The sequence below is a fragment of the Serratia sp. T13T92 genome, assembly GCF_047530105.1.
GTDB lineage: Bacteria > Pseudomonadota > Gammaproteobacteria > Enterobacterales > Enterobacteriaceae > Chania > Chania fonticola.
Genome location: NZ_JBLJAK010000001.1, coordinates 628312 through 649833, shown reverse-complemented (window position 1 = coordinate 649833; position 21522 = coordinate 628312). Strand labels below are relative to the sequence as shown.

23 protein-coding genes, 3 tRNA genes and 1 pseudogene are annotated in these 21522 nt (G+C 49.7%); 13 read left to right on the top strand and 14 right to left on the bottom strand.

Going from position 1 to position 21522, the window contains the following annotated elements:
- Positions 1–395: 395 nt before the first annotated feature.
- Positions 396–824, top strand: coding sequence for a universal stress protein (locus ACMV5I_RS03065; protein ID WP_021178353.1), 429 nt, complete (start codon positions 396–398; stop codon positions 822–824).
- Positions 825–1198: 374 nt separating this feature from the next.
- On the opposite strand, the gene ACMV5I_RS03060 is transcribed toward ACMV5I_RS03065, so the two are convergent.
- Positions 1199–1423: a DUF2594 family protein gene (locus ACMV5I_RS03060; RefSeq protein ID WP_021178352.1), complete on the bottom strand. Its 225-nt coding sequence runs from the start codon at positions 1421–1423 to the stop codon at positions 1199–1201.
- Positions 1424–2213: 790 nt separating this feature from the next.
- On the opposite strand from ACMV5I_RS03060, the gene uvrY reads away from it, so the two are divergent.
- The 6 genes from uvrY to ACMV5I_RS03030 all read left to right on the top strand — a co-directional run bounded on the left by uvrY (position 2214) and on the right by ACMV5I_RS03030 (position 5745).
- On the top strand, positions 2214–2870 hold the full coding sequence (gene uvrY, locus ACMV5I_RS03055; RefSeq protein WP_024485703.1) for a UvrY/SirA/GacA family response regulator transcription factor: 657 nt from the start codon (positions 2214–2216) through the stop codon (positions 2868–2870).
- Entirely contained in the window at positions 2863–4695 is a 1833-nt protein-coding gene (uvrC, locus tag ACMV5I_RS03050; RefSeq protein WP_414823645.1) for an excinuclease ABC subunit UvrC, read from the top strand. Before uvrY ends, uvrC begins: the two co-directional genes overlap by 8 nt.
- Positions 4696–4751: 56 nt before the next feature.
- Positions 4752–5300 (top strand): CDP-diacylglycerol--glycerol-3-phosphate 3-phosphatidyltransferase, encoded by a 549-nt coding sequence (gene pgsA / locus ACMV5I_RS03045; RefSeq protein ID WP_021804755.1) that lies wholly within the window; start codon positions 4752–4754, stop codon positions 5298–5300.
- Positions 5301–5444: 144 nt separating this feature from the next.
- Positions 5445–5520: transfer RNA gene (locus ACMV5I_RS03040), tRNA-Gly, on the top strand.
- A gap of 55 nt (positions 5521–5575) precedes the next feature.
- Positions 5576–5649, top strand: a tRNA-Cys gene (locus ACMV5I_RS03035).
- A 10-nt stretch (positions 5650–5659) separates the two neighbouring features.
- Positions 5660–5745: transfer RNA gene (locus ACMV5I_RS03030), tRNA-Leu, on the top strand.
- Between the two features lie 147 nt (positions 5746–5892).
- On the opposite strand, the pseudogene ACMV5I_RS03025 reads toward ACMV5I_RS03030, so the two are convergent.
- The 9 genes and pseudogenes from ACMV5I_RS03025 to ACMV5I_RS02985 form a co-directional block, all read right to left on the bottom strand.
- Positions 5893–6075, bottom strand: a pseudogene (locus ACMV5I_RS03025) (integrase); the annotation flags it as partial.
- 156 nt (positions 6076–6231) lie between these two features.
- Entirely contained in the window at positions 6232–7212 is a 981-nt protein-coding gene (locus ACMV5I_RS03020; protein WP_414823644.1) for a hypothetical protein, read from the bottom strand.
- 25 nt (positions 7213–7237) lie between these two features.
- Positions 7238–7771, bottom strand: a complete 534-nt coding sequence (locus tag ACMV5I_RS03015; RefSeq protein WP_414823643.1) for a helix-turn-helix domain-containing protein — start codon at positions 7769–7771, stop codon at positions 7238–7240.
- Entirely contained in the window at positions 7768–8448 is a 681-nt protein-coding gene (locus tag ACMV5I_RS03010; protein ID WP_414823642.1) for a hypothetical protein, read from the bottom strand. The genes ACMV5I_RS03015 and ACMV5I_RS03010 overlap by 4 nt, the downstream gene beginning before the upstream one ends.
- The gene (locus ACMV5I_RS03005) at positions 8445–9008 is read right to left on the bottom strand and encodes a hypothetical protein (RefSeq protein ID WP_414823641.1); all 564 of its coding nucleotides are present in this window, start codon (positions 9006–9008) and stop codon (positions 8445–8447) included. Before ACMV5I_RS03005 ends, ACMV5I_RS03010 begins: the two co-directional genes overlap by 4 nt.
- The gene (locus ACMV5I_RS03000) at positions 9005–9481 is read right to left on the bottom strand and encodes a hypothetical protein (RefSeq protein ID WP_414823640.1); all 477 of its coding nucleotides are present in this window, start codon (positions 9479–9481) and stop codon (positions 9005–9007) included. Before ACMV5I_RS03000 ends, ACMV5I_RS03005 begins: the two co-directional genes overlap by 4 nt.
- Entirely contained in the window at positions 9472–10158 is a 687-nt protein-coding gene (locus tag ACMV5I_RS02995; protein WP_202811108.1) for a pilus assembly protein, read from the bottom strand. Before ACMV5I_RS02995 ends, ACMV5I_RS03000 begins: the two co-directional genes overlap by 10 nt.
- A gap of 28 nt (positions 10159–10186) precedes the next feature.
- Positions 10187–12250 carry a TcfC E-set like domain-containing protein gene (locus ACMV5I_RS02990; protein ID WP_414823639.1) on the bottom strand — a complete coding sequence of 688 codons (2064 nt, stop codon included), beginning with the start codon at positions 12248–12250 and terminating at the stop codon, positions 10187–10189.
- A gap of 307 nt (positions 12251–12557) precedes the next feature.
- Positions 12558–13085: a hypothetical protein gene (locus tag ACMV5I_RS02985; RefSeq protein WP_414823638.1), complete on the bottom strand. Its 528-nt coding sequence runs from the start codon at positions 13083–13085 to the stop codon at positions 12558–12560.
- A 559-nt stretch (positions 13086–13644) separates the two neighbouring features.
- Between ACMV5I_RS02985 and ACMV5I_RS02980 the strand changes: the two genes are divergently transcribed.
- Both ACMV5I_RS02980 and ACMV5I_RS02975 read left to right on the top strand, forming a co-directional pair.
- Positions 13645–14478: a winged helix-turn-helix domain-containing protein gene (locus ACMV5I_RS02980; protein ID WP_414823637.1), complete on the top strand. Its 834-nt coding sequence runs from the start codon at positions 13645–13647 to the stop codon at positions 14476–14478.
- Positions 14475–14969: a hypothetical protein gene (locus ACMV5I_RS02975; protein ID WP_414823636.1), complete on the top strand. Its 495-nt coding sequence runs from the start codon at positions 14475–14477 to the stop codon at positions 14967–14969. Before ACMV5I_RS02980 ends, ACMV5I_RS02975 begins: the two co-directional genes overlap by 4 nt.
- Positions 14970–15070: 101 nt before the next feature.
- Here the strand turns inward: ACMV5I_RS02975 and ACMV5I_RS02970 are convergent, their stop codons facing one another.
- Positions 15071–15523 (bottom strand): hypothetical protein, encoded by a 453-nt coding sequence (locus ACMV5I_RS02970; RefSeq protein WP_414823635.1) that lies wholly within the window; start codon positions 15521–15523, stop codon positions 15071–15073.
- Positions 15524–15792: 269 nt separating this feature from the next.
- Between ACMV5I_RS02970 and ACMV5I_RS02965 the strand changes: the two genes are divergently transcribed.
- Entirely contained in the window at positions 15793–16212 is a 420-nt protein-coding gene (locus ACMV5I_RS02965) for a hypothetical protein (RefSeq protein ID WP_414823634.1), read from the top strand.
- Between the two features lie 124 nt (positions 16213–16336).
- Here ACMV5I_RS02965 and ACMV5I_RS02960 read toward each other — a convergent pair whose 3' ends face one another.
- Positions 16337–16831 carry an Lrp/AsnC family transcriptional regulator gene (locus ACMV5I_RS02960; RefSeq protein ID WP_024485698.1) on the bottom strand — a complete coding sequence of 165 codons (495 nt, stop codon included), beginning with the start codon at positions 16829–16831 and terminating at the stop codon, positions 16337–16339.
- Positions 16832–16970: 139 nt separating this feature from the next.
- Between ACMV5I_RS02960 and ACMV5I_RS02955 the strand changes: the two genes are divergently transcribed.
- Entirely contained in the window at positions 16971–17927 is a 957-nt protein-coding gene (locus ACMV5I_RS02955; RefSeq protein WP_238393684.1) for a DMT family transporter, read from the top strand.
- A gap of 148 nt (positions 17928–18075) precedes the next feature.
- Here ACMV5I_RS02955 and proP read toward each other — a convergent pair whose 3' ends face one another.
- Both proP and ACMV5I_RS02945 read right to left on the bottom strand, forming a co-directional pair.
- Positions 18076–19578, bottom strand: a complete 1503-nt coding sequence (gene proP, locus ACMV5I_RS02950) for a glycine betaine/L-proline transporter ProP (RefSeq protein WP_248945811.1) — start codon at positions 19576–19578, stop codon at positions 18076–18078.
- 425 nt (positions 19579–20003) lie between these two features.
- Complete coding sequence (locus ACMV5I_RS02945) at positions 20004–20417, bottom strand: Exc2 family lipoprotein (RefSeq protein ID WP_414823633.1); 414 nt, start codon at positions 20415–20417, stop codon at positions 20004–20006.
- Between the two features lie 144 nt (positions 20418–20561).
- On the opposite strand from ACMV5I_RS02945, the gene ACMV5I_RS02940 reads away from it, so the two are divergent.
- Both ACMV5I_RS02940 and ACMV5I_RS02935 read left to right on the top strand, forming a co-directional pair.
- Entirely contained in the window at positions 20562–20867 is a 306-nt protein-coding gene (locus ACMV5I_RS02940; protein ID WP_071680533.1) for a hypothetical protein, read from the top strand.
- A gap of 119 nt (positions 20868–20986) precedes the next feature.
- Positions 20987–21490: a YlaC family protein gene (locus ACMV5I_RS02935; RefSeq protein ID WP_202728139.1), complete on the top strand. Its 504-nt coding sequence runs from the start codon at positions 20987–20989 to the stop codon at positions 21488–21490.
- Positions 21491–21522: the final 32 nt, after the last annotated feature.

Genomic DNA, 21522 nt, shown 5'->3' with positions numbered 1-21522 from the left:
AGTGCCAGCAGTGGTTATCTCATTGATTAAACAGGGGCTTATAAAAATAGCATGAGAAAAACTAATGCTAAAAGGCGATTAAACTAATCCTGATGTCTGTCTGTGCTTGAGGGGCATTAATAGCGGGTTTTGCGCGGGGAGCAGTTGAGTTCTAATCAGTTTATTGCTGCAGCTGGCGCGGCTTGGCAGTGGATCGCCGGGCGTGCAGCGTACATTTGGTTGGTTTTGCGGTTCAAATCACAAAAGTATAAATCATTGGTTGAGTAACGAGGGTCAAAAGGTCGAGAAGCCACCAGCTACACCTGTTGATCACAAAAGCATCATAAATAGGTACAAGCTCCCATTGGCCAGCGGTAAGCTGTGTTCATCACGGTAATACAGAGAGGGGATTGAATATGTACAAGACCATTTTAGTACCGGTAGATCTTGCTGAAGACGTATTGACTGAACATGCGCTCGAACACGTGGAGTATCTAGCCAAGATGTCTGGGGCCAAGGTGCATTTCTTCCATGCCTTGCCGGATGCTTCGGCGTTTGTGACCGCCTATTCGTTTGGCATCAAAGAGTTTGAAAATCAGGCTGAAGTGAAGGCGGTGGAGGGGTTGAAGAAGCTCATGGCGGGGATCGATCTGCCGTTGGAGCGTCTTTCTTATACCATCAGCTTCGGTTCGCCGCGTGACGAGGTGCTACAACTTGCTGAGGAAATCTCAGCCGATCTGATCGTGATTGGTTCTCGCCGTCCTAGTGTCAAAACCTACCTGCTCGGCTCGAATGCGGCCGCCATTGTCCGCCACGCCAAGATCTCGGTGATGGTAGTCCGATAATCAGTAGTTAGTCTTCATCAGACCCGGCCCGCACCTTGCGGGCCAATCACCCCCCCAAAGAAAACGGTGCTTGCCAGCATGCCCGTGCAGATACTGCGCGAAAGGTGAGTTAATTCCTAGTCTATAGGGCTATTTATTCGCGTCACGAACAATAATGGGGTAATAAAAATCCCACAACATTATTAATGATTAAATGGGACTAATCCTATTGTTGTTTTTTCAACTAATGATTAATGCGCTAGAGTGAATGTTGGTTAAGCTAATGATAGAAAATATTCTGTTACGAAACTTATCATTCAACCGCTAAGGAGGGGCTCTAATTACATTGCCAAGCCGTTATCAGACCCCAAAACGGGGGCCTGATAGCGCACGGATTATTGGCGGTAGGCGTGCTTGATCTGCTGAATACTGTTCTTGAAGATTTCAGCTTGATCCGGGTCATCTACCTGAGCGGCAAAACGTTCAAGATTGATGATCACTTTACCGGCATCAGCCTGGCCAATTGCCTTTAATATCAACGTCAAAGTCGCTTTGAGGCAGGCAACTTCGGTGGCCAGCGCTTGCGGGTTTGCAGACGTAGTGAAGTCAACGTTGCTCATTTTATCTCCTGAATTTTAAGGCATAAGCCTGAAGTGAAATGTGAAATGTGGTTTGATGCACAACAACCCGCTGCCGACTCACCCAGGCAGACCCCGTGCCTCATTTAGGGCGCGGAGTATATCACAGCATCGGCGGTTCGTATCGCTGAGGCCGCGTGGCGAGGGCATGATGCCCGTGAGGGCAGGTTGGCAGGGCATTTTTTTGCGCTAGTGGTGTAATTCCTTTGCGTACTCATTTATAGTTAGCGCCGGGTGCGGGCTTTCAGAACGAGTGGATTTTATAAAGTAATACTGGCTTAATTCGACGTGATGAATAACTATTTCATCTGCAAGCTATTGACATTTAAGTCGGTTATTTTCTCTTGAAATGTCACCTTTTTCGCCGTCTACAACGGTTATGTATTCTGAATAAGGGTTTCCCTATAGCGGTTTGTACGTGATTAAAAATGGCGTAATTTTGTTATTATTTTGTAATTCATATAGTTACGGGTGATAATTGGTAGGGTGGTTATTATCTGGTTTTGTGAAAACAGCGATTATTTTTCCCGCCAGAAGGCGTAAAATGGCGTATCATGGTGGTAATGTATTGAGCCTAATAGGCTTGATGGTTTTTTATCCGCTAACCAGTGCTTTAATCGTAACAAAGGTGGCGCAGGGTCAACAAACCCGGCCATAGTTAACCGAGAGTAAGTATTAATCTGTATTCATTCTTTGCTGAAAACCAAGTAATATCTGTTTAGATGACAGAGGCTGATTGATTGCGTTACTCCCTTATTTTGGAGAATTTTCCTTGATTAGCGTTCTTCTTGTTGATGACCACGAACTGGTGCGCGCAGGGATACGACGCATTCTTGAAGATATCAAAGGCATTAAAGTTGTTGGCGAAGCACAATGCGGTGAAGATGCCGTAAAATGGTGCCGCGGCAACTCTGTCGATATCGTTTTGATGGATATGAATATGCCGGGTATTGGGGGGCTGGAAGCCACCCGTAAGATTGTGCGTTACACGCCCGATATCAAAGTCATCATGTTGACTATTCATACTGAGAATCCGTTGCCTGCCAAGGTGATGCAGGCGGGTGCGGCTGGCTATCTGAGCAAAGGCGCAGCACCGCAAGAGGTGATTAATGCGATCCGTTCGGTACATGCCGGCCAGCGCTACATCGCTTCGGACATTGCCCAGCAAATGGCATTAAGCCAGTTGGAGCCGCAGGCGGAAAACCCGTTCAGCACCTTGTCTGAGCGTGAATTACAAATTATGTTGATGATCACTAAAGGGAAGAAAGTGAATGAGATCTCAGAGCAGCTGAATCTCAGCCCTAAAACAGTGAATAGTTATCGTTATCGTATGTTCACCAAGCTGAATATCAGCGGGGATGTTGAATTGACCCATCTGGCGATCAGACACGGGTTGTTCAACGCGGAGACTTTGTTAAGCAGTGAATGATCGTTTTGATGCACCGGCATTTCTTAAAACCGTAACCAGTCAGCCTGGCGTTTATCGCATGTATGATCTGACGGGGACGGTGATCTATGTGGGTAAAGCCAAGGACCTGAAAAAACGTCTCGCGAGCTATTTTCGCACTCAGGTCAGTAGCCGCAAGACGGAAACACTGGTCAAAAATATCGCGCAAATTGACGTTACCGTTACTCATACGGAAACCGAGGCGCTACTGCTGGAACATAATTATATCAAGCTGTATCAGCCCCGATATAATGTTCTGTTGCGTGACGATAAATCCTATCCGCTGATTTTTTTGAGTGCCGATAGCCACCCACGGCTGACGGTACACCGTGGTGCCAAGCATGCCAAAGGTGAATACTTTGGCCCGTTCCCCAATTCTTACGCCGTGCGTGAAACGCTGGCGCTGCTGCAAAAACTGTTCCCCGTGCGTCAATGCGATAACAGCGTCTACCGCAATCGCTCCCGTCCTTGCCTGCAGTATCAGATTGGCCGTTGTCTGGGGCCATGCGTTGCCGGTTTGGTGAGTGAGGAAGATTACCGCCAGCAAGTAGACTATGTGCGCCTGTTTTTGTCCGGTAAGGATCAGCAGGTATTGCACCAGTTGATTGCGCGGATGGAAAACGCCAGCAAACTGCTCAATTTTGAAGAAGCTGCGCGCATCCGCGATCAGATCCAGGCGGTACGGCGAGTGACAGAAAAGCAGTTTGTCTCAGGAGACAGCGACGATCTGGACGTGATCGGCGTGGCTTTCGATGCGGGTATGGCCTGCGTACACGTGCTGTTTATTCGCCAGGGCAAGGTGTTAGGCAGTCGCAGCTACTTCCCGAAAGTACCGGGTGGTACAGAACTGAGTGAAGTGGTGCAAACCTTTGTGGGCCAGTTCTATTTACAAGGCAGCCAGGCGCGCACTTTGCCAGCCGAGATCCTGCTGGACTTTACGTTACCGGAAAAAGATCTGCTGGCTAGCTCGCTAAGCGAACTGGCTGGCCGCAAGATCCAGATCCAGAGCAAGCCGCGTGGCGACCGTGCCCGCTACTTGAAGCTGGCGCGTACCAACGCCTCGACGGCGCTGGTCACCAAGCTTTCTCAGCAATCGACTATCCATCAGCGGTTGGCGGAACTGGCGAAAACGCTGAACCTGACTGAAATAAACCGGATGGAGTGTTTCGATATCAGCCACACGATGGGGGAGCAGACCGTGGCTTCCTGCGTGGTGTTCGACAGCAACGGTCCATTGCGCTCGGAGTATCGGCGCTACAATATTACCGGTATCACGCCGGGCGATGACTATGCCGCGATGGCGCAAGTGCTGAAACGGCGCTATGGTAAAGCTCTGGAAGAGAGCAAGATCCCGGACGTCATCTTTATTGATGGCGGGAAAGGGCAACTGGGTATGGCGATTGACGTGTTCAATTCGCTGAACGTGACCTGGGACAAGCACAAACCGTTGCTGATCGGTATTGCCAAAGGCAGCGATCGCAAGGCCGGGCTGGAGACGTTGTTCTTCGTCCCTGAGGGGGAGGGGATTTCGCTACCTTCGGACTCGCCGGCACTGCACGTGATCCAGCATATTCGTGATGACTCACACAACCATGCGATCACCGGCCATCGCCAGAAACGGGCGAAAGTCAAAAACACCAGCGCCTTGGAACTGATCGACGGCGTTGGGCCAAAACGGCGTCAGGTGCTGTTGAAGTATATGGGTGGACTTCAACCATTATTGAACGCCAGCGTTGAGGCAATTGCAAAAGTGCCGGGTATTTCACAAGCATTGGCAGAAAAGATCTACAATGCATTGAAACACTGAGGGCAATGTAGCAACATACTCTTAATTTCCACTCCAGCCAGATAGTTACCAGCATTATGCAATTGAATATACCGACTTGGCTTACCCTGTTCCGCGTAGTTTTGATCCCGTTCTTCGTCCTGGCGTTTTATCTGCCGTTCGTCTGGGCTCCGATGCTCTGTGCGGTCATTTTCGTGTTTGCTGCTGTAACCGATTGGTTTGACGGCTTTTTAGCCCGTCGCTGGAAGCAGACTACCCGCTTTGGCGCGTTCCTCGACCCGGTTGCCGATAAGGTGATGGTGGCGGTGGCTCTGGTGCTGGTAGCGGAACATTATCACACCTGGTGGATCACTCTGCCTGCGGCAACCATGATCGCTCGCGAGATCATAATCTCGTCGTTGCGCGAATGGATGGCGGAAATCGGCAAGCGCAGCAGCGTGGCGGTTTCGTGGATTGGCAAGGTGAAAACCATGGCACAGATGATGTCATTGGTTGGCCTGTTGTGGCGGCCAGAGCCTACAGTGGAGTATCTGTCGTTCGGCTTGCTGTACATCGCCGCCGTGCTGACCTTCTGGTCAATGTTCCAATATTTGAACGCGGCACGCCGCGATTTGCTGGAACCTTGATCGAAGCGATGTAAAAATCGGCAAACGAACCTGGTGAGACAACAATTTTATTGACTCACCACGCCAGATAAGTAGAATGCATCGCATCAGACGGCAGCGGTGAGTTGCCAAAAGATTTAAAAAAATCAGCAAGTTCTGATTAATGCGGGAATAGCTCAGTTGGTAGAGCACGACCTTGCCAAGGTCGGGGTCGCGAGTTCGAGTCTCGTTTCCCGCTCCAAATTTAGTAAAGCTGGTGATTACGAGCTTTAGCCTGCAAAGGCAAACAGAATTAAGGCGCGTTAACAAAGCGGTTATGTAGCGGATTGCAAATCCGTCTAGTCCGGTTCGACTCCGGAACGCGCCTCCAATTTTCCCGAGCCCGGGTGGTGAAATCGGTAGACACAAGGGATTTAAAATCCCTCGGCTTATGGCTGTGCGGGTTCAAGTCCCGCCCCGGGTACCAGGAAAATAAACTAAGAATAATCAAAGCAATATGTAGTAATGTCGTACCGCCGAGAGGCGGTTTTTTTGTGCCGAAAATCACCTTTCAGAACATTTTTGGAAGATGCTTTCAGAACATAAATCCCGAAAGCAGCATATCCATTCACTTTTATTGATTACCCACCACAGATATTACCTTCACCTTTCTGTCGTAAATTGCCGTTTGGCTAGAATTCCTGTGACCTGAGATCGCTTGTTTCTCACTGAGCTAACCTTCCAGTTCCGATATGACTTTCGCCTTCAAATCGTGAAACGTGAAATCAATGTCAAGACCTGGGTTAGCAACCTTGGCTGCCAGCTTCGTTTAAATGTACATTGGCACCCTGGCAAACGACGTCATTGAGTACGCTATAATCTGCATCTTTGTCTACCCGCCAGAAGACAGAGATTCCGGTGTCTTATGGTTTACCATACTTGTATGCCTAAATATTGAGGAAGGTCGAATAGTTTAACTTTTGGTCACAATCTCGTAGGTGATCACATCGGTATAGTCGCCCAGTTCCTGGTCATCATTCCCATACAGATCAAACGTGGGCGTAAAACAAGTTTGGTTGCCACTGTCTTCAAACCTGATGCTGGAATTGTCAGTATTCGGCAGCCGGATCTGTTTGCCCATATTGTCCAGCGTCAGGGTATAGGGGAGCGTATTGGTAGGGTTCAGACTGTGCTTGAGGATAAAGCGATTATTTACGATCCCGTTAGCGTTGGTGGCATTAACGATAAAATCCTTACCGGCACTTTCAGTGGAAAGATAACTGATGCAGAGGCGATCGGCGTTGTTAGTCATGACTTTCTGTTGCTGACCGGTAGCGATCTCGCCTAAGTCCCAGTCAGGGGCATTCATCGTAAGATTCACGATCACTGGGGGGGTATTGGGATTGGTCATCAGTTGGCAATTGGATGTAGCCTGTGAGAGGGCAAAATAGATCGCTCCAGTTTGTTCGTACACCGAACGAGCTCCCGAATAAACGTTTACGGGATACATGGCCACAATAGCCACCTTTGCCTGTTTTATCTGCACAGCGATATTAGCTGAAAAGGAGCTAAAAGAATCCCACCCATTGCTAAATCCATAGGCTAGATAGCTATTACCGTAGGTAAAGTTGCCCTCCGCCCCTCCTGGGCGATAGCCATTCATGGAGATGTCATCTCGAGGAAGATAGGTCTTGATAGCTTTGCCGCTGCTGTCATAGAGGAAAATTAAAAATCCCCTGCCGGTACGGCTGCCCCAATTGGGTAATGGTGGGGTTGCTGACATCTCCAACCAGTCGATAGAAAAACTGGCTTGCCAGGCGTTACTCCCTGTTTTAGTTACGGTGCAGTTACTGAAACCAGAAACGACGTTATCGGCTTTGACTTTAATTTCAATACCAAAGGCTGAACCAGTGCTAAAAAGCAGCAATGAAAAAAGAACGAAAAGGTGCTTCATGATCATACCTGTTAGATTCGACAAATTAGAAATGCAGTTTGCTGAGCAACTGATAAAGCTCAAGGCGATTGTGTAACCCCATTTTTTTGATCGCGTTGCAGCGCATCAGACTGACGGTTTTGGTGCCCAATCGACAATGAGCCGCAATCACTCTGTCAGACCAACCCATCTTGATCAGTTTGAGCACTTGGATCTCGTTATCTGACAGTAGGCGGTTGATTGATGGCGGGGGAATTTCTTCATCAGGGCAACGGTGCAAATGTTGCTTCAGCGTATTCAACGTGATACCTAACGGCTCACCGCGATACAGGGCGTTGCCACGGCGAAGTGGGTCCGTGGGCAATGGGCGATGGTAGATATACAGCGTCTGGGGATGGTTAAAGGCGCTTTGCCATTCCTCCCAACTTGAGAGGGCTGGCGTGCGGATAACCAGGTGCGCTTTGCTCAGTAAGGAGCTCTCGTTGATGGTGATATTAGCGCCTTGCGAAAGCAGCTCATTGATGAGTACTTTCAATCCATTGGCGTAGAAATGGTTTTGATCGAAGATGGCAATATTCATGACTCTTTTTCCGTGCGTTTACCGGCGAGGCAGCCGTTATAGCCAGGTAAGGTGATTTGTTTGCCCGGCAAACGTTGCGGTGTTCCCGGGTAGAGGTTGAGATCTGAAACCGGCAGGCCATCAGTCAGTATTCCTTTGAGGGTGACGTGGACATTCCCCGTTGCAGTAAGAAGTGCACCTTCGTGTTCACACTGGACATCAAGCCCGGTTTTTTCGTGGTCTGGCCGTTGGCGTATGATCGCGCTGAAGCTCAGGTTTACGGCGATGCCTGAGGCTGCACGTTCTGCCGAGGTGCCCTGCAACTGCACGATTGGGCGAACATTGAGACGATAGACCATTTCGCTTTTCACGCTTTTCAATGGCCGCAGGGTGATCACCTTATGCTGCTGCGGGCTGAGGATCAGTTTGAACGGCGAGGCATACAGAGTAGGTTGGCGGATCAGCCCGATAGGAACACGTTGTTCCTCGGAAAAGTGAACGCCTGGATTGGCCACTAACTCGGTTGCGATAGTGACGTATTCAATCCGATCGCCGTTATTGCTGACCGTGATGGTTTGCGGTACGTCACCCCGTAACTCAATGCGTTTCGGTGAAATGTCGATTGCTGCTTCGATTGCGCCAACGGGCACCAGTGCGCAGTTAAGCCCAAGGAACCAGGACAAAAGACGCGGCTTCATGGCTGTGCCTTGGCAACAGGTTCAAAAGTCAGTTTCAGCTCGCCCTGATAAATACCCGCCGTGGTTTTGAAATCCCCATCAGGTGGGTGTGCGCTGATGGTGAGGGTGTAATCCCCAATGGTGTCCTGCAATGGCTGCGCTGAAGTGGGGTTACGGAAATGTACCGGAGTGCCTACCGACAGCTTCTGTGCTGTATTTCCCACATTGGCCATGCTGACCTGGGCTGCCTGAAATTGCAGAGCTGGTGTTTGAGCCTGGCGGAGGATCAATGCCTCATCCAGGCTAACCTGAAAAACACCGTTACTGGAGGTGATGCGTAGTGGCAGCTCAATTTCATAGGGAGAATTAGCCGCACCGTACTGGAACATTTCCATTTCCTGCATATACCAGCCGCCGTGGGCATCATTGACGATGAGCCGATTGGGCTTCACGACGGTAGCTCTGACGCTGCTGGTTGTTTTCCCTTTGACCATGACTACCGTAGCGCCTGCTGTTGAGATATAGGCAGAAGTCACCAATGCCAGCAACAGTGCGCAGGCTAGCGAGCAAGAGTTCTTCATGATTGGCTCCCTGTCTGATAAATCACCACCCCATAGCCGATGCTGACCAGCAAAGGCATTCGCGCAGACATGGCCCCCGCGGTGGTCACGCTCAGATGTTGTTGTGGCCGAAATGTGATACGCCATACCTGGGTTTTCGCCGGTGCTGAAAGCACACGTAACTGCATCGTTCTTTTTTGACCAGGGCCAAGGATCAGACGCGATGGCATGACCAGCAATGAGGGAGACTCGGTATGACCTACGTCAATCAATGTTTCGGGCTGGAGTCCCGGATTGGTCAGCAACTGCTGCCGGACCTCCAGATACAGTGGTCCGTCACCGTGGTTCTCCACCACCAGTTCGGGTAAACGACCGTGGAGCGGGACGGTAAACTCAGCCTGCGAGAGGCTTAATACCCCCACCGCATAGCCACTTTTTTGTACCAGCAGCAGGGTCATCAGTACGCCTAACCTGCGCCAGAAGATCAGGGACATGTGATTTCAACCGGTTTCCCATTGAGTTCGGCACTAAGCCGTCTGGTTTTCAGGGTTTGTGGTGTGCCGGGAAACAGCGCCAACACGTCAGCCAGCGCATCGTTAGCCGAGGGCGCTTTAACCTGACGAAGGAGCAGACGAGTATTACCGCTGTTGAGCAAGGAGATCTCATTAGCACCGCAACGGTGTTCCAGTGCTGTGCGTTGATTGGCGGGGGCGGGCAGATGGCGTATCAATACGCCATACCCCACGGAAAGCGTCACCGGGGCGGTAATTTTATCGTCTGTAGACCCGGTGAATTCAAGGGATTTGACGGGGACAACATAAAGCCTATACACCGTCTCGATTGCTGGCTCTTGCAACGACGTGAGCAGGATATCCCGAGACTGGTTAGGCCCCAGCGTCAGTTTGTTGGGTGTGGCCATCAGTTCTGGATGTGGCAGTTGACTGATGAGTGTTTTGTGTTCCTGCGCTTCACCGGGGTTATCCACCTTTGCCAGAGAGATCGAAAGATAGAGCGGGGCATCGCCGGTGTTACGCACCGAGACGCGCTGCTCATGCTGGTTAAAAACCTTCAGGCTGATTGGCGTTACCATCAATTGTGGCCCCGCACTGGCGTTAAGAGGCAAGCCATTGAGGCTGGCCAACAGGGGAAGCAGTAAAAGTGTTTTTTTCATCATGACTCCGGTAGGGCAATGCCTGGCACTACAGTGCCGAACAGGTGTAAACATTGTTATGGGGTTTGCTCAGATCGCAGCGAAAACGACGGCTTTGGTTTTCGACCTCAATGGTGGGTAATAGCTGCTTGCTGGCGATGGAGAACAGGCCGTTGGGGTAGGCAATATCACCGGTTTCTCGGACAGTGCCACTCACCGGGTTCCCCTGCTCGTCTTGCAAAAATCCGTTATACAGCAGGTTAATATCCACGCTGGCTTTGGCTGCGTAGACCTGGCCTGGATGGGCGCGCATGATATTGGCAGGCACTTCAACGTTGATGTCCTGCTCGCGATCCTGACTATTGACACGGGCAAAAGCGATATCCCGATAGCTGTTGACAGGCACGGCGTAAACGCTGCCACTGCCCACGGGAGCCCCCTCAACTTCAAAGCCGTAATCCATCCCCTGTAGACTGGGGGTAGAGAGCAACATGGCGGTACCGCTGTTGCTGTAGCGGCCCAGTGCGATCCCACGGCTATTGGCGGCGACCATGCCGCGATAGTTCAGGTCGGCGTTATTGTTGCTCGCGCTGCGGCCCAGATTCAGCGCAACATCGCCACGGCTACCTTCTCGAGTGGCATACAAGTTCACGTTATTGGTATCGCTGATGCGGCTGACGGTGGTGCCCAACGTGGTTGTGCCAAAAGTATCGGTACTGGCATGGCGGTAGTCGCCGCTGAGTTGGGTTTGTCCACCGGAACGCGCGGCGGAGAAACTGCCCTGTACGCGATCCAGCGTCCAGGTCGTATTGAAAAAAATGCCGTAGTTGCCGCCGGACTGCCGGTATCCCCCTTTTTGAATGCCCAGTGAGAAGGTTGACCACAGGCCATTGGGGCGATAGTTCCAGCGTGATTCAACCTGATGCGACTCGCCGCTGGAGTATTGGCTGTAGTTGTAGGAGAGCAGTGTGCCTCCCAGGCCACGGCTGTAAGAGAACGCGCTGCTTGATGAGCCATAGCTGTAATAGGAAACGTTATTGTGCTGAAAACGACTATAGGAAAGGTTGCCCAGTTCGTTACCGTTCAACGACAGGTTGAGATAACCCCCAGTGCCCTTTTCACCGCTCATTATTCCAAGTGTTGGAGCGATCTGGATATCCCCCAGCGTGCCTGGACGCGTGATATTCCCTTCGGTAGCCCATTTCCCTTGTGAACCTTTGATAACGGTTCCATTGAAGAAAAACCACAGCACATCACGGCTGAAACCACCTTCCAGCAAATGCCCATCGCTGCCAAGATCTTTACCTGCCGTCAGATGCCAGGCCACATAGCCGGGATAACCGCCAAAATTGACGTTACTGATGGCGTGGTTTTCGCGGTTGATGATATTGCCGTTTCGATCGACCAAGCGAACTTCGACCGAATAGTAGCCACCTGGCAGATCGTTAACGCTGATAGCATTGCGCCCCAGAACCGCCGGGCGCTTGAGGATCATCCGGCCATCGCGATAGAACTCGTAGTTGCCCTCAGCGGCGGAGAACAGCACCAGCTCACCGTTGTCGCCGCCGACACGCAGGTTCGACTGGCTGCCTAGGGTCACAAACTGATCAAAACTGGGGGAGAGCGTGGTACTGACGCTACCGGAGGTAAAGTCGATACTGTTCTGCCGACCCGCACGTAAGTAAGTGGAGGTGAAGTTTTTTTGCAAGTAGTAGGTTGAAATGCCCTGACGGTGAGAGTTCTCGCCACGCATTTGGGTGTAGTTGCTGTACCAGTTGAGATAGGCAAAACTTTGCCAGGGCATACCCAGCCAGGCATTACTATTGAGGTTCACGGCACGATAACGATCGCTGGAGGTACGGATATCCACGTTTTGGTTGTGCACCAACCCCAATGAAGTTGCAGGCAAAATGTAGTCGCTTTCACTGCTGCGTAAGGTAATGGCACGCCGTAATTTATCTACCGTCACGTATTGGCCTTCCAAGGTGAGATCGCAACCGTTCTGGCATTTTTTATAGTCCAGTTGTTCGAATATCTTCTGCATTTTGGCGATGATTTCGGAGGAAACGGCATTCCGGCGATATTTTTCCCGATCAAAACTTAGCTTATTCACTTGCGGTGAATAACTAATAAAATCTGGTAGAGTGAGACCATTAATGGTGGCGACATATTTTGCTGTGTCATCAATTTCGGATTCACTGAAACCAGCTGGAATACCATAGACGAATTTTAATTGCTCATTAGCCTGCGCATGAGAAGTGATAATAAATGTCAGGAATGTCGACCGACATAGCGTCAGATAAACCCCTCCTTTTTTAGAAAGTTTTTTTTCCTTGATGATCATTAATTATGCGTTCCCAGCAAATTTAATATAAAAAGAATTAAAGGCCACTTCGCTAGACAAAGTGGCCATATGGGACTTATGGCCCAGTGACTACAGGTTCAAAAAGCATGACCAGATCGCCGCTGTAATTACCATTGGTGCTTAAGCCGTTAGCCTCAATGGGGGCGTCAAGGTTAATATTCAGATTATAAACCTGATCATATTCAGATCCGGATTTTTCCGTTTGTTTTATTTCTGTGGAAGTTCCTGTGGCCAAGGATTTAGAGCCTGCTCCCGTATCTACGGTGACTTTGGCATTTGGCATTTCATAATTACCGTTGCTCATTTTCAACGGTTGTGCCAACGTCAACTTAAAGGATTCATTTTTGCTCCATACGCGGATCGGTAGAGTGGCAGAAAATTTTTGCTGTTTATAATCCACAGCCTTAACTTCTTCTACATCATACCAACTTGAACCGTCTGGTTTAGACACAAACAGCGCGTCGTTAATGTTTGCAGTAAGGTGGATGGTCTTCGGTACCTGATTGCTTGGTGCAGCATTGGCAACGCCAGCGCAGAAAAACATGCCCATACCTAAAATCAGTGCGTATTGATTAAATTTCATTGTCTCTCTCCATGTGGAAATTCACTCATCCATCAAGATGATATTGCACTGGATCCTCTCTCAGGGAAAACTCTGTTAGGAGGTAGAAATGAATAGTTATTCTTTTCTTTAACCACCACGCAAAGTGACTCCCCAGGATTGTGTCCTATGCAGTCATTTGTTTTTTATCCGGTTAATCCACAAGTTAGGACTGTTCCAGATGGTGAGTATTGTAGACATGCAAAGGCTTGAATTGGAATAACCATTCAATAATGAAGTCAAATGAAGTGTTTTTATCTGTTATTTTGCCAATTGAAGTTTTAATGACTATTGTGTACAATGTTGAAGCGAAAATGGCTGTAAGCAGGAAAAAACAGCATTTAACTGCATTGAATAACATGGATAAAAATCCCTCTATGGTTTTTTTATTTGCATCTGTCAATTGCATTCGTTTGGGAGTTATGTGATAAGCGATCATGAGACTTCTCCTAGTTATCTACATGGGGGAGCAATGGCGAAGTGATTACAATTTTACCTGAGGTGAGGGTAGGCAGAGCGATAACGCCTACAGCGATAATTTATGGAGTATATATTCAATGACAGCGTTATCTTCAAAGAGAATGAAGGGTTACGTTATAAAACCCAAAGCCACGCTGCTATTAAACTGTCTGTATTGCAATCCGGTCTGTTGGCTGAAATCATTAAAGCACAGAATGAACCCATTCATCGCGATGTTCTGCTGGATAGAGTCTGGGAGAGAAATAGCTACCCTCCATCGAATAGCAGTCTAAATCATAATGTTGCCTTCTTAAGGAAGTCGTTAAAGGAACTTGGAGTTAATGATGCTATTATTGCAGTGCATCGCTTAGGTTTTAAATTAGGGGGAATGGTTGATGTTAAGGTTTGTCAGCCAGTAGCAACATTACTGCTGGGTGAGGAGAAAGATGTTCATTTTTCTAATAATGAAATCATCAACATTCCACAAAGAGAGCTGTCACTGTATAAAAGATGGCGGCACGTGCGGCATGTGGCGATGGAAAATAAATGCACCCTGTTCATCTGTGTTCTGCTGTTGCTAGGTTTATTATCAGCCATGTCTGTTTTTTACTGGCCCAAGCCTGCTAATGAAACCCGACACTACGTCGCAAAGGTAACAGGATGTAGTACTTATTCTGTTTATGCCCTTGATGACGAGCAAAAAGATAAATATCGACATTATGCCGAATACTTTTTACAGTCACAAAGTAAGCGTTGCGCACCTGATGATATTTTATTGATGTATGTGCAAGATGAACATGGTTTACGCGAAACGCTTGAAGGTAATAATCGCGCGTTCTTCTCTATTTGCAATTTTGATAAGAAAATAACCGACTTTTGTTACAATTACTATTTTTACTCAATGGTGCCTAAATGAAAATTCGCTGGCCTATCTGGGCACTACTGTGTGGCATCATTGCGATAATGATAGGCTACTGGAAAGTCGGTAATAAGAAACCTGAAACAATACTGAGTTGCCGCTCTCAAGCGAAGCTTATTTTTGATGAGAAGCCTGATTCACCGATCTTCAATGGAACTTACGCATTGCGGCTTAATAGCAACGGCAGTGGTGTCATCGGTATAACGGGGATGCTGACGATAGGGGGGCAGAATCACCGTGTCTTGCATACTGTCATCGTACACTATCGAACCCTCGATGCTGAGCAAGGTTGGTTTGATGTGCGCCGCAGTGATGATGCCATTGAGGAAGGTGATAATACCCCGAAAAGTGTGATTGATACTTACCTGTTGGGGTGCATTAGCGGGAAGATACCGAGGGTGTTTCGTGTTTCGCGCTGGAATGACAAGGCGTATATGATTGGAAATATGCACTCTCCCATCATGGTGTGCTCACGGACGGATGATTGAGGGAGCTAGTCTAAGGCCTGTATCGCAGGCCTTAGGCCGTGGTCGAAGAAATTTTCGGCGGTTTTTTTGACTGCCCCTCCTTTCAAGCGGATAGCCGCATTTTATTTGGCGTTAATCACTCCTTTGCTGCCTGCATCATTATCCACCCAGACATCTTCCCCCTTGAGGCGACGATCTCCTTGAATGGTATAAGTGATGGTGCCACTTCTGAACACCAGCGCGCCATCAGATTTCTTTGCTTTGACCTGCTTACCGTTGACCAAGACATGATCCTTGGCATCGATACTGATTGTCGCTACCGTGGCATCCGTCTCTGGAAAGGTGGCAACCCACTCACCGGTATATGGGCTGGCACTGGTGTCAGCGGCGGGGGCGGCTCCAAAACCGGCCTTGACATTCTCGGCTTTGGTTTTGTGAATGTCACAGCCTTGGGCCTCGGTCACTTGGGTGCAGCCAGAACGCTCAAGCTGCTGGGCAAATTTTGCGTTGATGGCGTGGGCCGGGGCGATACCAAGTAGGGTAAGTGTCAGCATAACAGCTGCATTTTTTGACATTGTAGTTCCTCCCAAAATGAGCCTATCTATTACCACGGAAACGGACTGGGTATTTCGGTGGCTGAGGGGCATATCTAAATCTAGCACTCAATAGCCCTTAACGCGATTCGACAAGCAACGACGTATTTTCTCAGCTCGTGGGCAAATTCAATCACGCAGCGTTGTGGCTTCTCTATCGTCGATTTATAAATTGAATGGATTCAGCCAGATTTCGTTGCCAGCGGTAACTGGTATGCTACAAGACTCGGCTATTCAATCAGGAGATGACGATGGAATTTGAAATTGAGATTATTAATCCGGCGAAACATCCAGAGCTAGCGGCCCAGCAGGTGGTTGTAGAGTTGATCCGCGCAGGGAAAATTGACAACTCCTTTAATGGCGCCAAAGCGTTAAACACTTACCAAAACCTGGTGGAAAAGTATAAGGCATTAGCTGCAGATCCCGGTGCTGTTCAAGCTAAGGACAACGCTATAGAGCCTCCTGCCTCGGAAGCCAAGGTGGTTACAACGCCGAGTAAACCTGCATTGGTTGCGGCAAAAGCAAAAAGCAATGCTGCCAAGCCCTCCGCAGAGACAAAAGCGAGAACCAAGGTATCTGCTCCAGCGGTTAAAGAATCAACCGTTGCTGCAGAAGTCGTTGCCAAGCCAAAGAAAGCCAAACCAAATCCGACTACTGCCAAGAAAAAATAATCCTTCTCTGCGCGGAGGTTCCAACTTTCGCGCAGCTTATTCAAAATTGGGCGCAGCGTGCAGCGCCCCTACGCCTTGAGTCGGTTGAAGTTTGCCAGCCAATGCGTGACTCGTTATCAAACGACTATTTCGTCGAGACTATGCTGATGCCTTCTGCCGGTAGCGGCAGCGCCGTTTTATAACGCACCTGCTTGAGGGCAAAGCTGGAACGGATGTTGGCTACGCCCGGGATCTTGGTCAGATGATCCAGAATAAAACGCTCAAGTGCGCGAATATCGGGCACCAATACCCGCAGCAGGTAATCGGCATCTCCCGTCATCAGATAACACTCCATCACTTCTGGGCGCTGATCAATGGCTTGCTCAAAATTGCTGAGCGCACCTTCCACCTGCTTTTCCAAACTCACCTGAATAAATACGTTCACATGGAGCCCAAGCACCGCCGGTTCCAGCAAGGTTACTTGCCCTCTGATGATGCCCAACTCCTCCATGGCTTTTACACGGTTGAAACAGGGGGTTGGGGACAGATTGACCGAGCGGGCAAGCTCCGCATTGGTGATCCGCGAGTTCGTCTGCATCGAGTTCAGAATGGCGACGTCTGTGCGATCAAGCTTCTTCATATGAGAAAGTTTGCCCTTAAAATGTAATTTATGAGGTTAAAATGACTCATAAAAGCCGATTAGATGAACATAATAAGAGAATGTTTCCCCGGTTATCCAGATAAAATTGGCATGTTGAATAAATGGATGAGAAACCGCTGTGGATACTGAGGGTAAATACTTAACCGGCTCGCCAAACGTGTCGAGCTACGCGCCCGATAGCGTGAAAATCAAAGGCGTCCTGCTGTTGGTTGGGGCCATTGTGGTCTGGGGGGCGAACTGGCCGGTGATGAAGGCGGGGCTTTCTCATATGACGCCAATTTGGCTTTCTACCACCCGATTTGTCAGTGGTGCGCTGTGCCTGTTTGCTCTGCAGATATTGACCAAAAAGCTGCGATTCCCGCCACGCAAGGATTGGCCGTTGGTGGCGAGCGTAGGGCTGCTGCAAATGCTGACATTTACCGTGCTCGGTGCCTTTGCCATGACCGAAGTGCCTGCTGGCCGATCCGCAATCCTGGCTTACACCACGCCGCTCTGGGTCACACCTATCGCAGTACTATTTTTCCGTCAGTCACTGTCACGTCGGCAACTGATGGGATCGTTGCTGGGTGGTGTAGGGGTCATTGTGCTGTTCAATCCGTTCACGTTTAACTGGAGCGATAAGGTTCTCATCGTGGCGAACCTGATGTTGCTTACGGCCTCCTTTGCCTGGGCGATGTGCATTTTGCACCTGCGTTATCATAAAGGGGTGTGCAGCGCGTATGAGCTTGCTCCCTGGCAGATGCTGTTGGCAAGCGTACCGTTAGCACTGATGGCTCGGGTTTTCGAAGGGCCATATACTGGCGATGGTTCTACATCGTTAATCGAAATACTGCTGTTTATGGGGCCGCTGGCGACCGCGTTCTGCTTTGTTGCGGTGAATGCCGCCAGCATGTGGTTGTCGAGCACCAGCATGTCGACGGCGATGCTCGGGGTGCCGGTGATAGGCTTACTGATGTCTGTTGTCTTCCTGGGGGAGCAATTGACTCTCACGCTGGGTATCGGTCTGCTGGTCATTATGTCGGGTATTTTTATTGTGACGGTAAAGCCATCGGCAAGAGGCATTAAGACTCAGTAGCGAATCTGCTGCGGGCTCATAATCTGGCTAAGTTGAACGAGGCCACTGACAAAATCTTGATCGGCTTCATGCTGTGCCCGTTGAGAGAAATAAAAAGGCCAGAGTCGTTACGCTAACGAGCTCTGGCCTGTTTGTTCACCGTGGAGAATTAATCCAGTTTTGGATGCTGGTCGATCAGCGTTTGCTTTTTCTTCTCCAAATCGGCGATTTGCTGGCTGATATCTTCGACTTTCTGCTCGATATTATCGTAAGTTTCCTGCAGCAGCTCTTTGGCTTCTGAGCGGTCAGAGGCGGCAGGAGCAGCACCGCGCAGCGGCTTGTTGGCCGTTTCTTTCATATACAGGCCGGTAACCAGACCAATCGCTGCCACCACCATCAGATAATAGGCTGGCATATACAGGTTGCCGGTGGTTTCGACCAGCCAGGCGGCCAGCGTTGGTGTGACACCTGCAATCAGTACCGAGATATTGAATGAAATCGCCAGCGCGCTGTAACGGATGTGAGTAGGGAACATCGCAGGCAGAATGGAGGCCATCACCCCGATAAAGGAGTTGAGCAACACGGCCAGTATCAACAGGCCAACAAAAATCAGGCCAATAACGTTACTGTTGATCAAGATAAAGCTAGGGATGGCCAGCAACAGCAGACCGACGCTACCGCCAATGATGAAGGGCCTACGGCCAATGCGGTCGCTGGTCATGCCGACCAGTGGCTGGACGAACAACATACCTAGCATGATGGCAATGATAATCAGCACGCCGTGGTCTTCGGAATAGTGCAGGTTATGCGACAGGTAGCTTGGCATGTAGGTCAACAGCATGTAGTAGGTCACGTTGGTCGAGATCACGATACCTACGCACACCAGCAGGCTTCTCCAGTGCTTGGTGGCGATCTCTTTGAACGAGGTCTTCGGCGGGTTCTCAATGGCCGCACGATCGTTCTGTTCCATTTTGTCCATATGCTGCTGGAACGCTGGCGTTTCTTCCAAGGCGTGGCGCAGATACAGGCCAATCACACCCAGCGGTGCTGCCAGGAAGAACGGAATACGCCAGCCCCAGTCGAGGAAGTTGGCCTCACCCACGATGCTGGAGATAAGTACCACCACACCAGCCCCTAATACGAAGCCGGCGATGGAGCCAAAGTCGAGCCAGCTGCCCATAAATCCGCGTTTACGGTCTGGTGAATACTCGGCCACAAAGATGGCTGCGCCAGAATACTCCCCACCGACGGAGAAGCCCTGTGCCAGTTTGGCCAGCAACAGCAGGATAGGGGCCCAGATGCCAATTGAGGCGTGGGACGGGATCAGGCCGATACAGAAGGTACTGATCGCCATAATAATGATGGTGATGGATAACACTTTCTGGCGGCCGAATTTATCGCCCATGGCACCGAAGAAGACGCCGCCCAAAGGACGTACCAGGAAAGGAACCGAGAAGGTGGCCAGAGCGGCAATCATCTGCACGCCGGGCGTGGCGCCAGGGAAGAACACCTGGCCAAGTGCGTAGGCGACAAAGCCGTAAACACCGAAGTCAAACCATTCCATGGCGTTGCCTAATGCGGCGGCGGTAATGGCTTTCTTTAACTTGCTGTCATCAATAATCGTGATGTCATTAATCTGTAGTGGTTTATGCTTTTTTTTTCTTAGCTTCATAAATCATCCCATGCAAAATTGATCGTCGGCGAGTTCGTCGGCCCGCTCATTTTTATTGGTCAAGATATCAGTCAGGCTAATGTCACCTCTGTTTTGCAGATTGTCCTCGTGGTTTTTTTCTGAGAGTCTCATTACAATAAATAGGGTTTTAAACAAAAAATGTCATCCTTAGGATTAGTTTTTCTTGTCATATAGCTTAGCGTTATCTGGGATTTGAATCAAATCGAGTAAAAAATGTTATGTTTTTCAGTGGCTTTTACGGCAGGATTATCTGAGGGATGGGCCAATTTTCATCAATAAAGGGTGCTAAAAAGTGTTCAGCTTGTCTGCGAACACCTGTCTACAATGTCCCCGAACAGTACAGGAATGATACAGGGTTAAGGCCCCCTCACAGACAGGGGGCGGTGCTGCTATAGATCGCCTGGTTAAGGCTTGCCGTCATAACCATCCCAGTAAGTGGCGATAGCATTTTCGAGCAGGATCTCGCGCTGTTTTTTCGGCGAGTCAGCCGTATAGGATTGATTAAACATCGTCGCCTTTTGCTCTGACTCAGGTAAAAAATCAGGGCTGCGGAACCCACTCACCCTTTGCTGTGCCTGTTCGCGGGTCAATCCATCCTGGCGATCTTTTTTTCCTGCCTGGTAGAACTGCTCAAAGAATGGGATGGCGGCTTTCGTCGATTTTGAGATATCGGTGCGCGTATCGGGGCCGAAATGCGCCTCCGCCAACTGGAAGGTGGCATGGCGGGCATGTCTTTCAACGCTGTTTTGTGAGGTGGTGCAGGCGCAAAGCAACAGCGCGGCAAGCAACGGGATAGAACGATAACGTTTTGATGGCATGTGATGTTCCTTGTTATAGGTTTTGAAGGTTCCAGAGGATTTCCCGCTATTCTATCCCAGTAGCAACATATTGAAACCCATCATGTTAGCGCAACCCTTGCTACACTTATTACAGGCAGCGTTGCCTGGTGAGTGGAGGTGGATATGTCTGATACCGAACTGCTTCAAGTGCTTTTGCAGCGTATAGAGGCATTGGAAGCCCGTGAACAGGCACTCACTGCGGCCTCCAATGCCTACCAGGCAATCATCACCACCCTATTGGGCAATATGGATAAAACAGCGTGCGACAAGGTGATTTCGATGATCGATCAGGCACATGAAATCGCCTATGTACGCGCTGCGCATCGCTGTGACGAACCGCAGAAACGTAAAATCAAGCAGGCGGATGATGTTGCACAGCGTATGTTTATGGTCGCTCAGGGGCAGGGAAGGGCATCACAATCACGCTGATCCTATAACAGTTTGCGGCGAATAATGCAGGAATTGATCTACCTCAATAAACTGTCATTGTGATAGCTTGGGCTGAGATTGGTGATAGTCACGATGCGCTGAGGCATTAAGGTATGGCGATGGATACGATCAAGAACATCCTGGTTGCAGAGATAGAACAGATTAACCGGCGGGAAGGGCGAGACGGCAAGCCGCGTTTCAACAGCGAGTTTGCACGTACCCACCGTTGGTTGTGTTTTGCCATGTTCGCTGGCTATTTTGCGGTGATCGCGGTGATGTACCCGGTGCCCTATATGGGGCTGTATTCTTTTCTGGGTTTTACTGCCTTTGTGCTGTTTATGTTTGCCATGCTGCTGATTGAAATCAAACCGGTTTACCGCTTCGAGGACATCGGCGTGCTGGATCTACGAGTTTGTTACAATGGGGAATGGTACTTTACGCGCGCACTGTCGCCGCACGCTATCCAGGCGCTGTTGAACGAACCTACGGTGAACTCGGTGTTGAAAACCCGTATGCAGGAAATCATCGCCAATAAGGGCGAGATTGATTTCTATGACGTTTACGATCTGGCCTATGCCAAAAGGTTAGCTACCCCGTCAGCGCCGCAGGCCGCTCTGAGCTGAATAGGTTGCACCGGGGTCGAGGTTGGCTATAA

Bases quoted from the DNA above. Each gene is read 5' to 3' on its own strand.
- ACMV5I_RS03065 (WP_021178353.1), top strand. From the start codon at position 396: ATGTACAAGACCATTTTAGTACCGGTAGATCTTGCTGAAGACGTATTG.
- ACMV5I_RS03060 (WP_021178352.1), bottom strand. From the start codon at position 1,423: ATGAGCAACGTTGACTTCACTACGTCTGCAAACCCGCAAGCGCTGGCC.
- pgsA (WP_021804755.1), top strand. From the start codon at position 4,752: ATGCAATTGAATATACCGACTTGGCTTACCCTGTTCCGCGTAGTTTTG.
- ACMV5I_RS03020 (WP_414823644.1), bottom strand. From the start codon at position 7,212: ATGAAGCACCTTTTCGTTCTTTTTTCATTGCTGCTTTTTAGCACTGGT.
- ACMV5I_RS03015 (WP_414823643.1), bottom strand. From the start codon at position 7,771: ATGAATATTGCCATCTTCGATCAAAACCATTTCTACGCCAATGGATTG.
- ACMV5I_RS03010 (WP_414823642.1), bottom strand. From the start codon at position 8,448: ATGAAGCCGCGTCTTTTGTCCTGGTTCCTTGGGCTTAACTGCGCACTG.
- ACMV5I_RS03005 (WP_414823641.1), bottom strand. From the start codon at position 9,008: ATGAAGAACTCTTGCTCGCTAGCCTGCGCACTGTTGCTGGCATTGGTG.
- ACMV5I_RS03000 (WP_414823640.1), bottom strand. From the start codon at position 9,481: ATGTCCCTGATCTTCTGGCGCAGGTTAGGCGTACTGATGACCCTGCTG.
- ACMV5I_RS02995 (WP_202811108.1), bottom strand. From the start codon at position 10,158: ATGAAAAAAACACTTTTACTGCTTCCCCTGTTGGCCAGCCTCAATGGC.
- ACMV5I_RS02985 (WP_414823638.1), bottom strand. From the start codon at position 13,085: ATGAAATTTAATCAATACGCACTGATTTTAGGTATGGGCATGTTTTTC.
- ACMV5I_RS02980 (WP_414823637.1), top strand. From the start codon at position 13,645: ATGGAGTATATATTCAATGACAGCGTTATCTTCAAAGAGAATGAAGGG.
- ACMV5I_RS02975 (WP_414823636.1), top strand. From the start codon at position 14,475: ATGAAAATTCGCTGGCCTATCTGGGCACTACTGTGTGGCATCATTGCG.
- ACMV5I_RS02970 (WP_414823635.1), bottom strand. From the start codon at position 15,523: ATGTCAAAAAATGCAGCTGTTATGCTGACACTTACCCTACTTGGTATC.
- ACMV5I_RS02965 (WP_414823634.1), top strand. From the start codon at position 15,793: ATGGAATTTGAAATTGAGATTATTAATCCGGCGAAACATCCAGAGCTA.
- ACMV5I_RS02960 (WP_024485698.1), bottom strand. From the start codon at position 16,831: ATGAAGAAGCTTGATCGCACAGACGTCGCCATTCTGAACTCGATGCAG.
- proP (WP_248945811.1), bottom strand. From the start codon at position 19,578: ATGAAGCTAAGAAAAAAAAAGCATAAACCACTACAGATTAATGACATC.
- ACMV5I_RS02945 (WP_414823633.1), bottom strand. From the start codon at position 20,417: ATGCCATCAAAACGTTATCGTTCTATCCCGTTGCTTGCCGCGCTGTTG.
- ACMV5I_RS02940 (WP_071680533.1), top strand. From the start codon at position 20,562: ATGTCTGATACCGAACTGCTTCAAGTGCTTTTGCAGCGTATAGAGGCA.
- ACMV5I_RS02935 (WP_202728139.1), top strand. From the start codon at position 20,987: ATGGATACGATCAAGAACATCCTGGTTGCAGAGATAGAACAGATTAAC.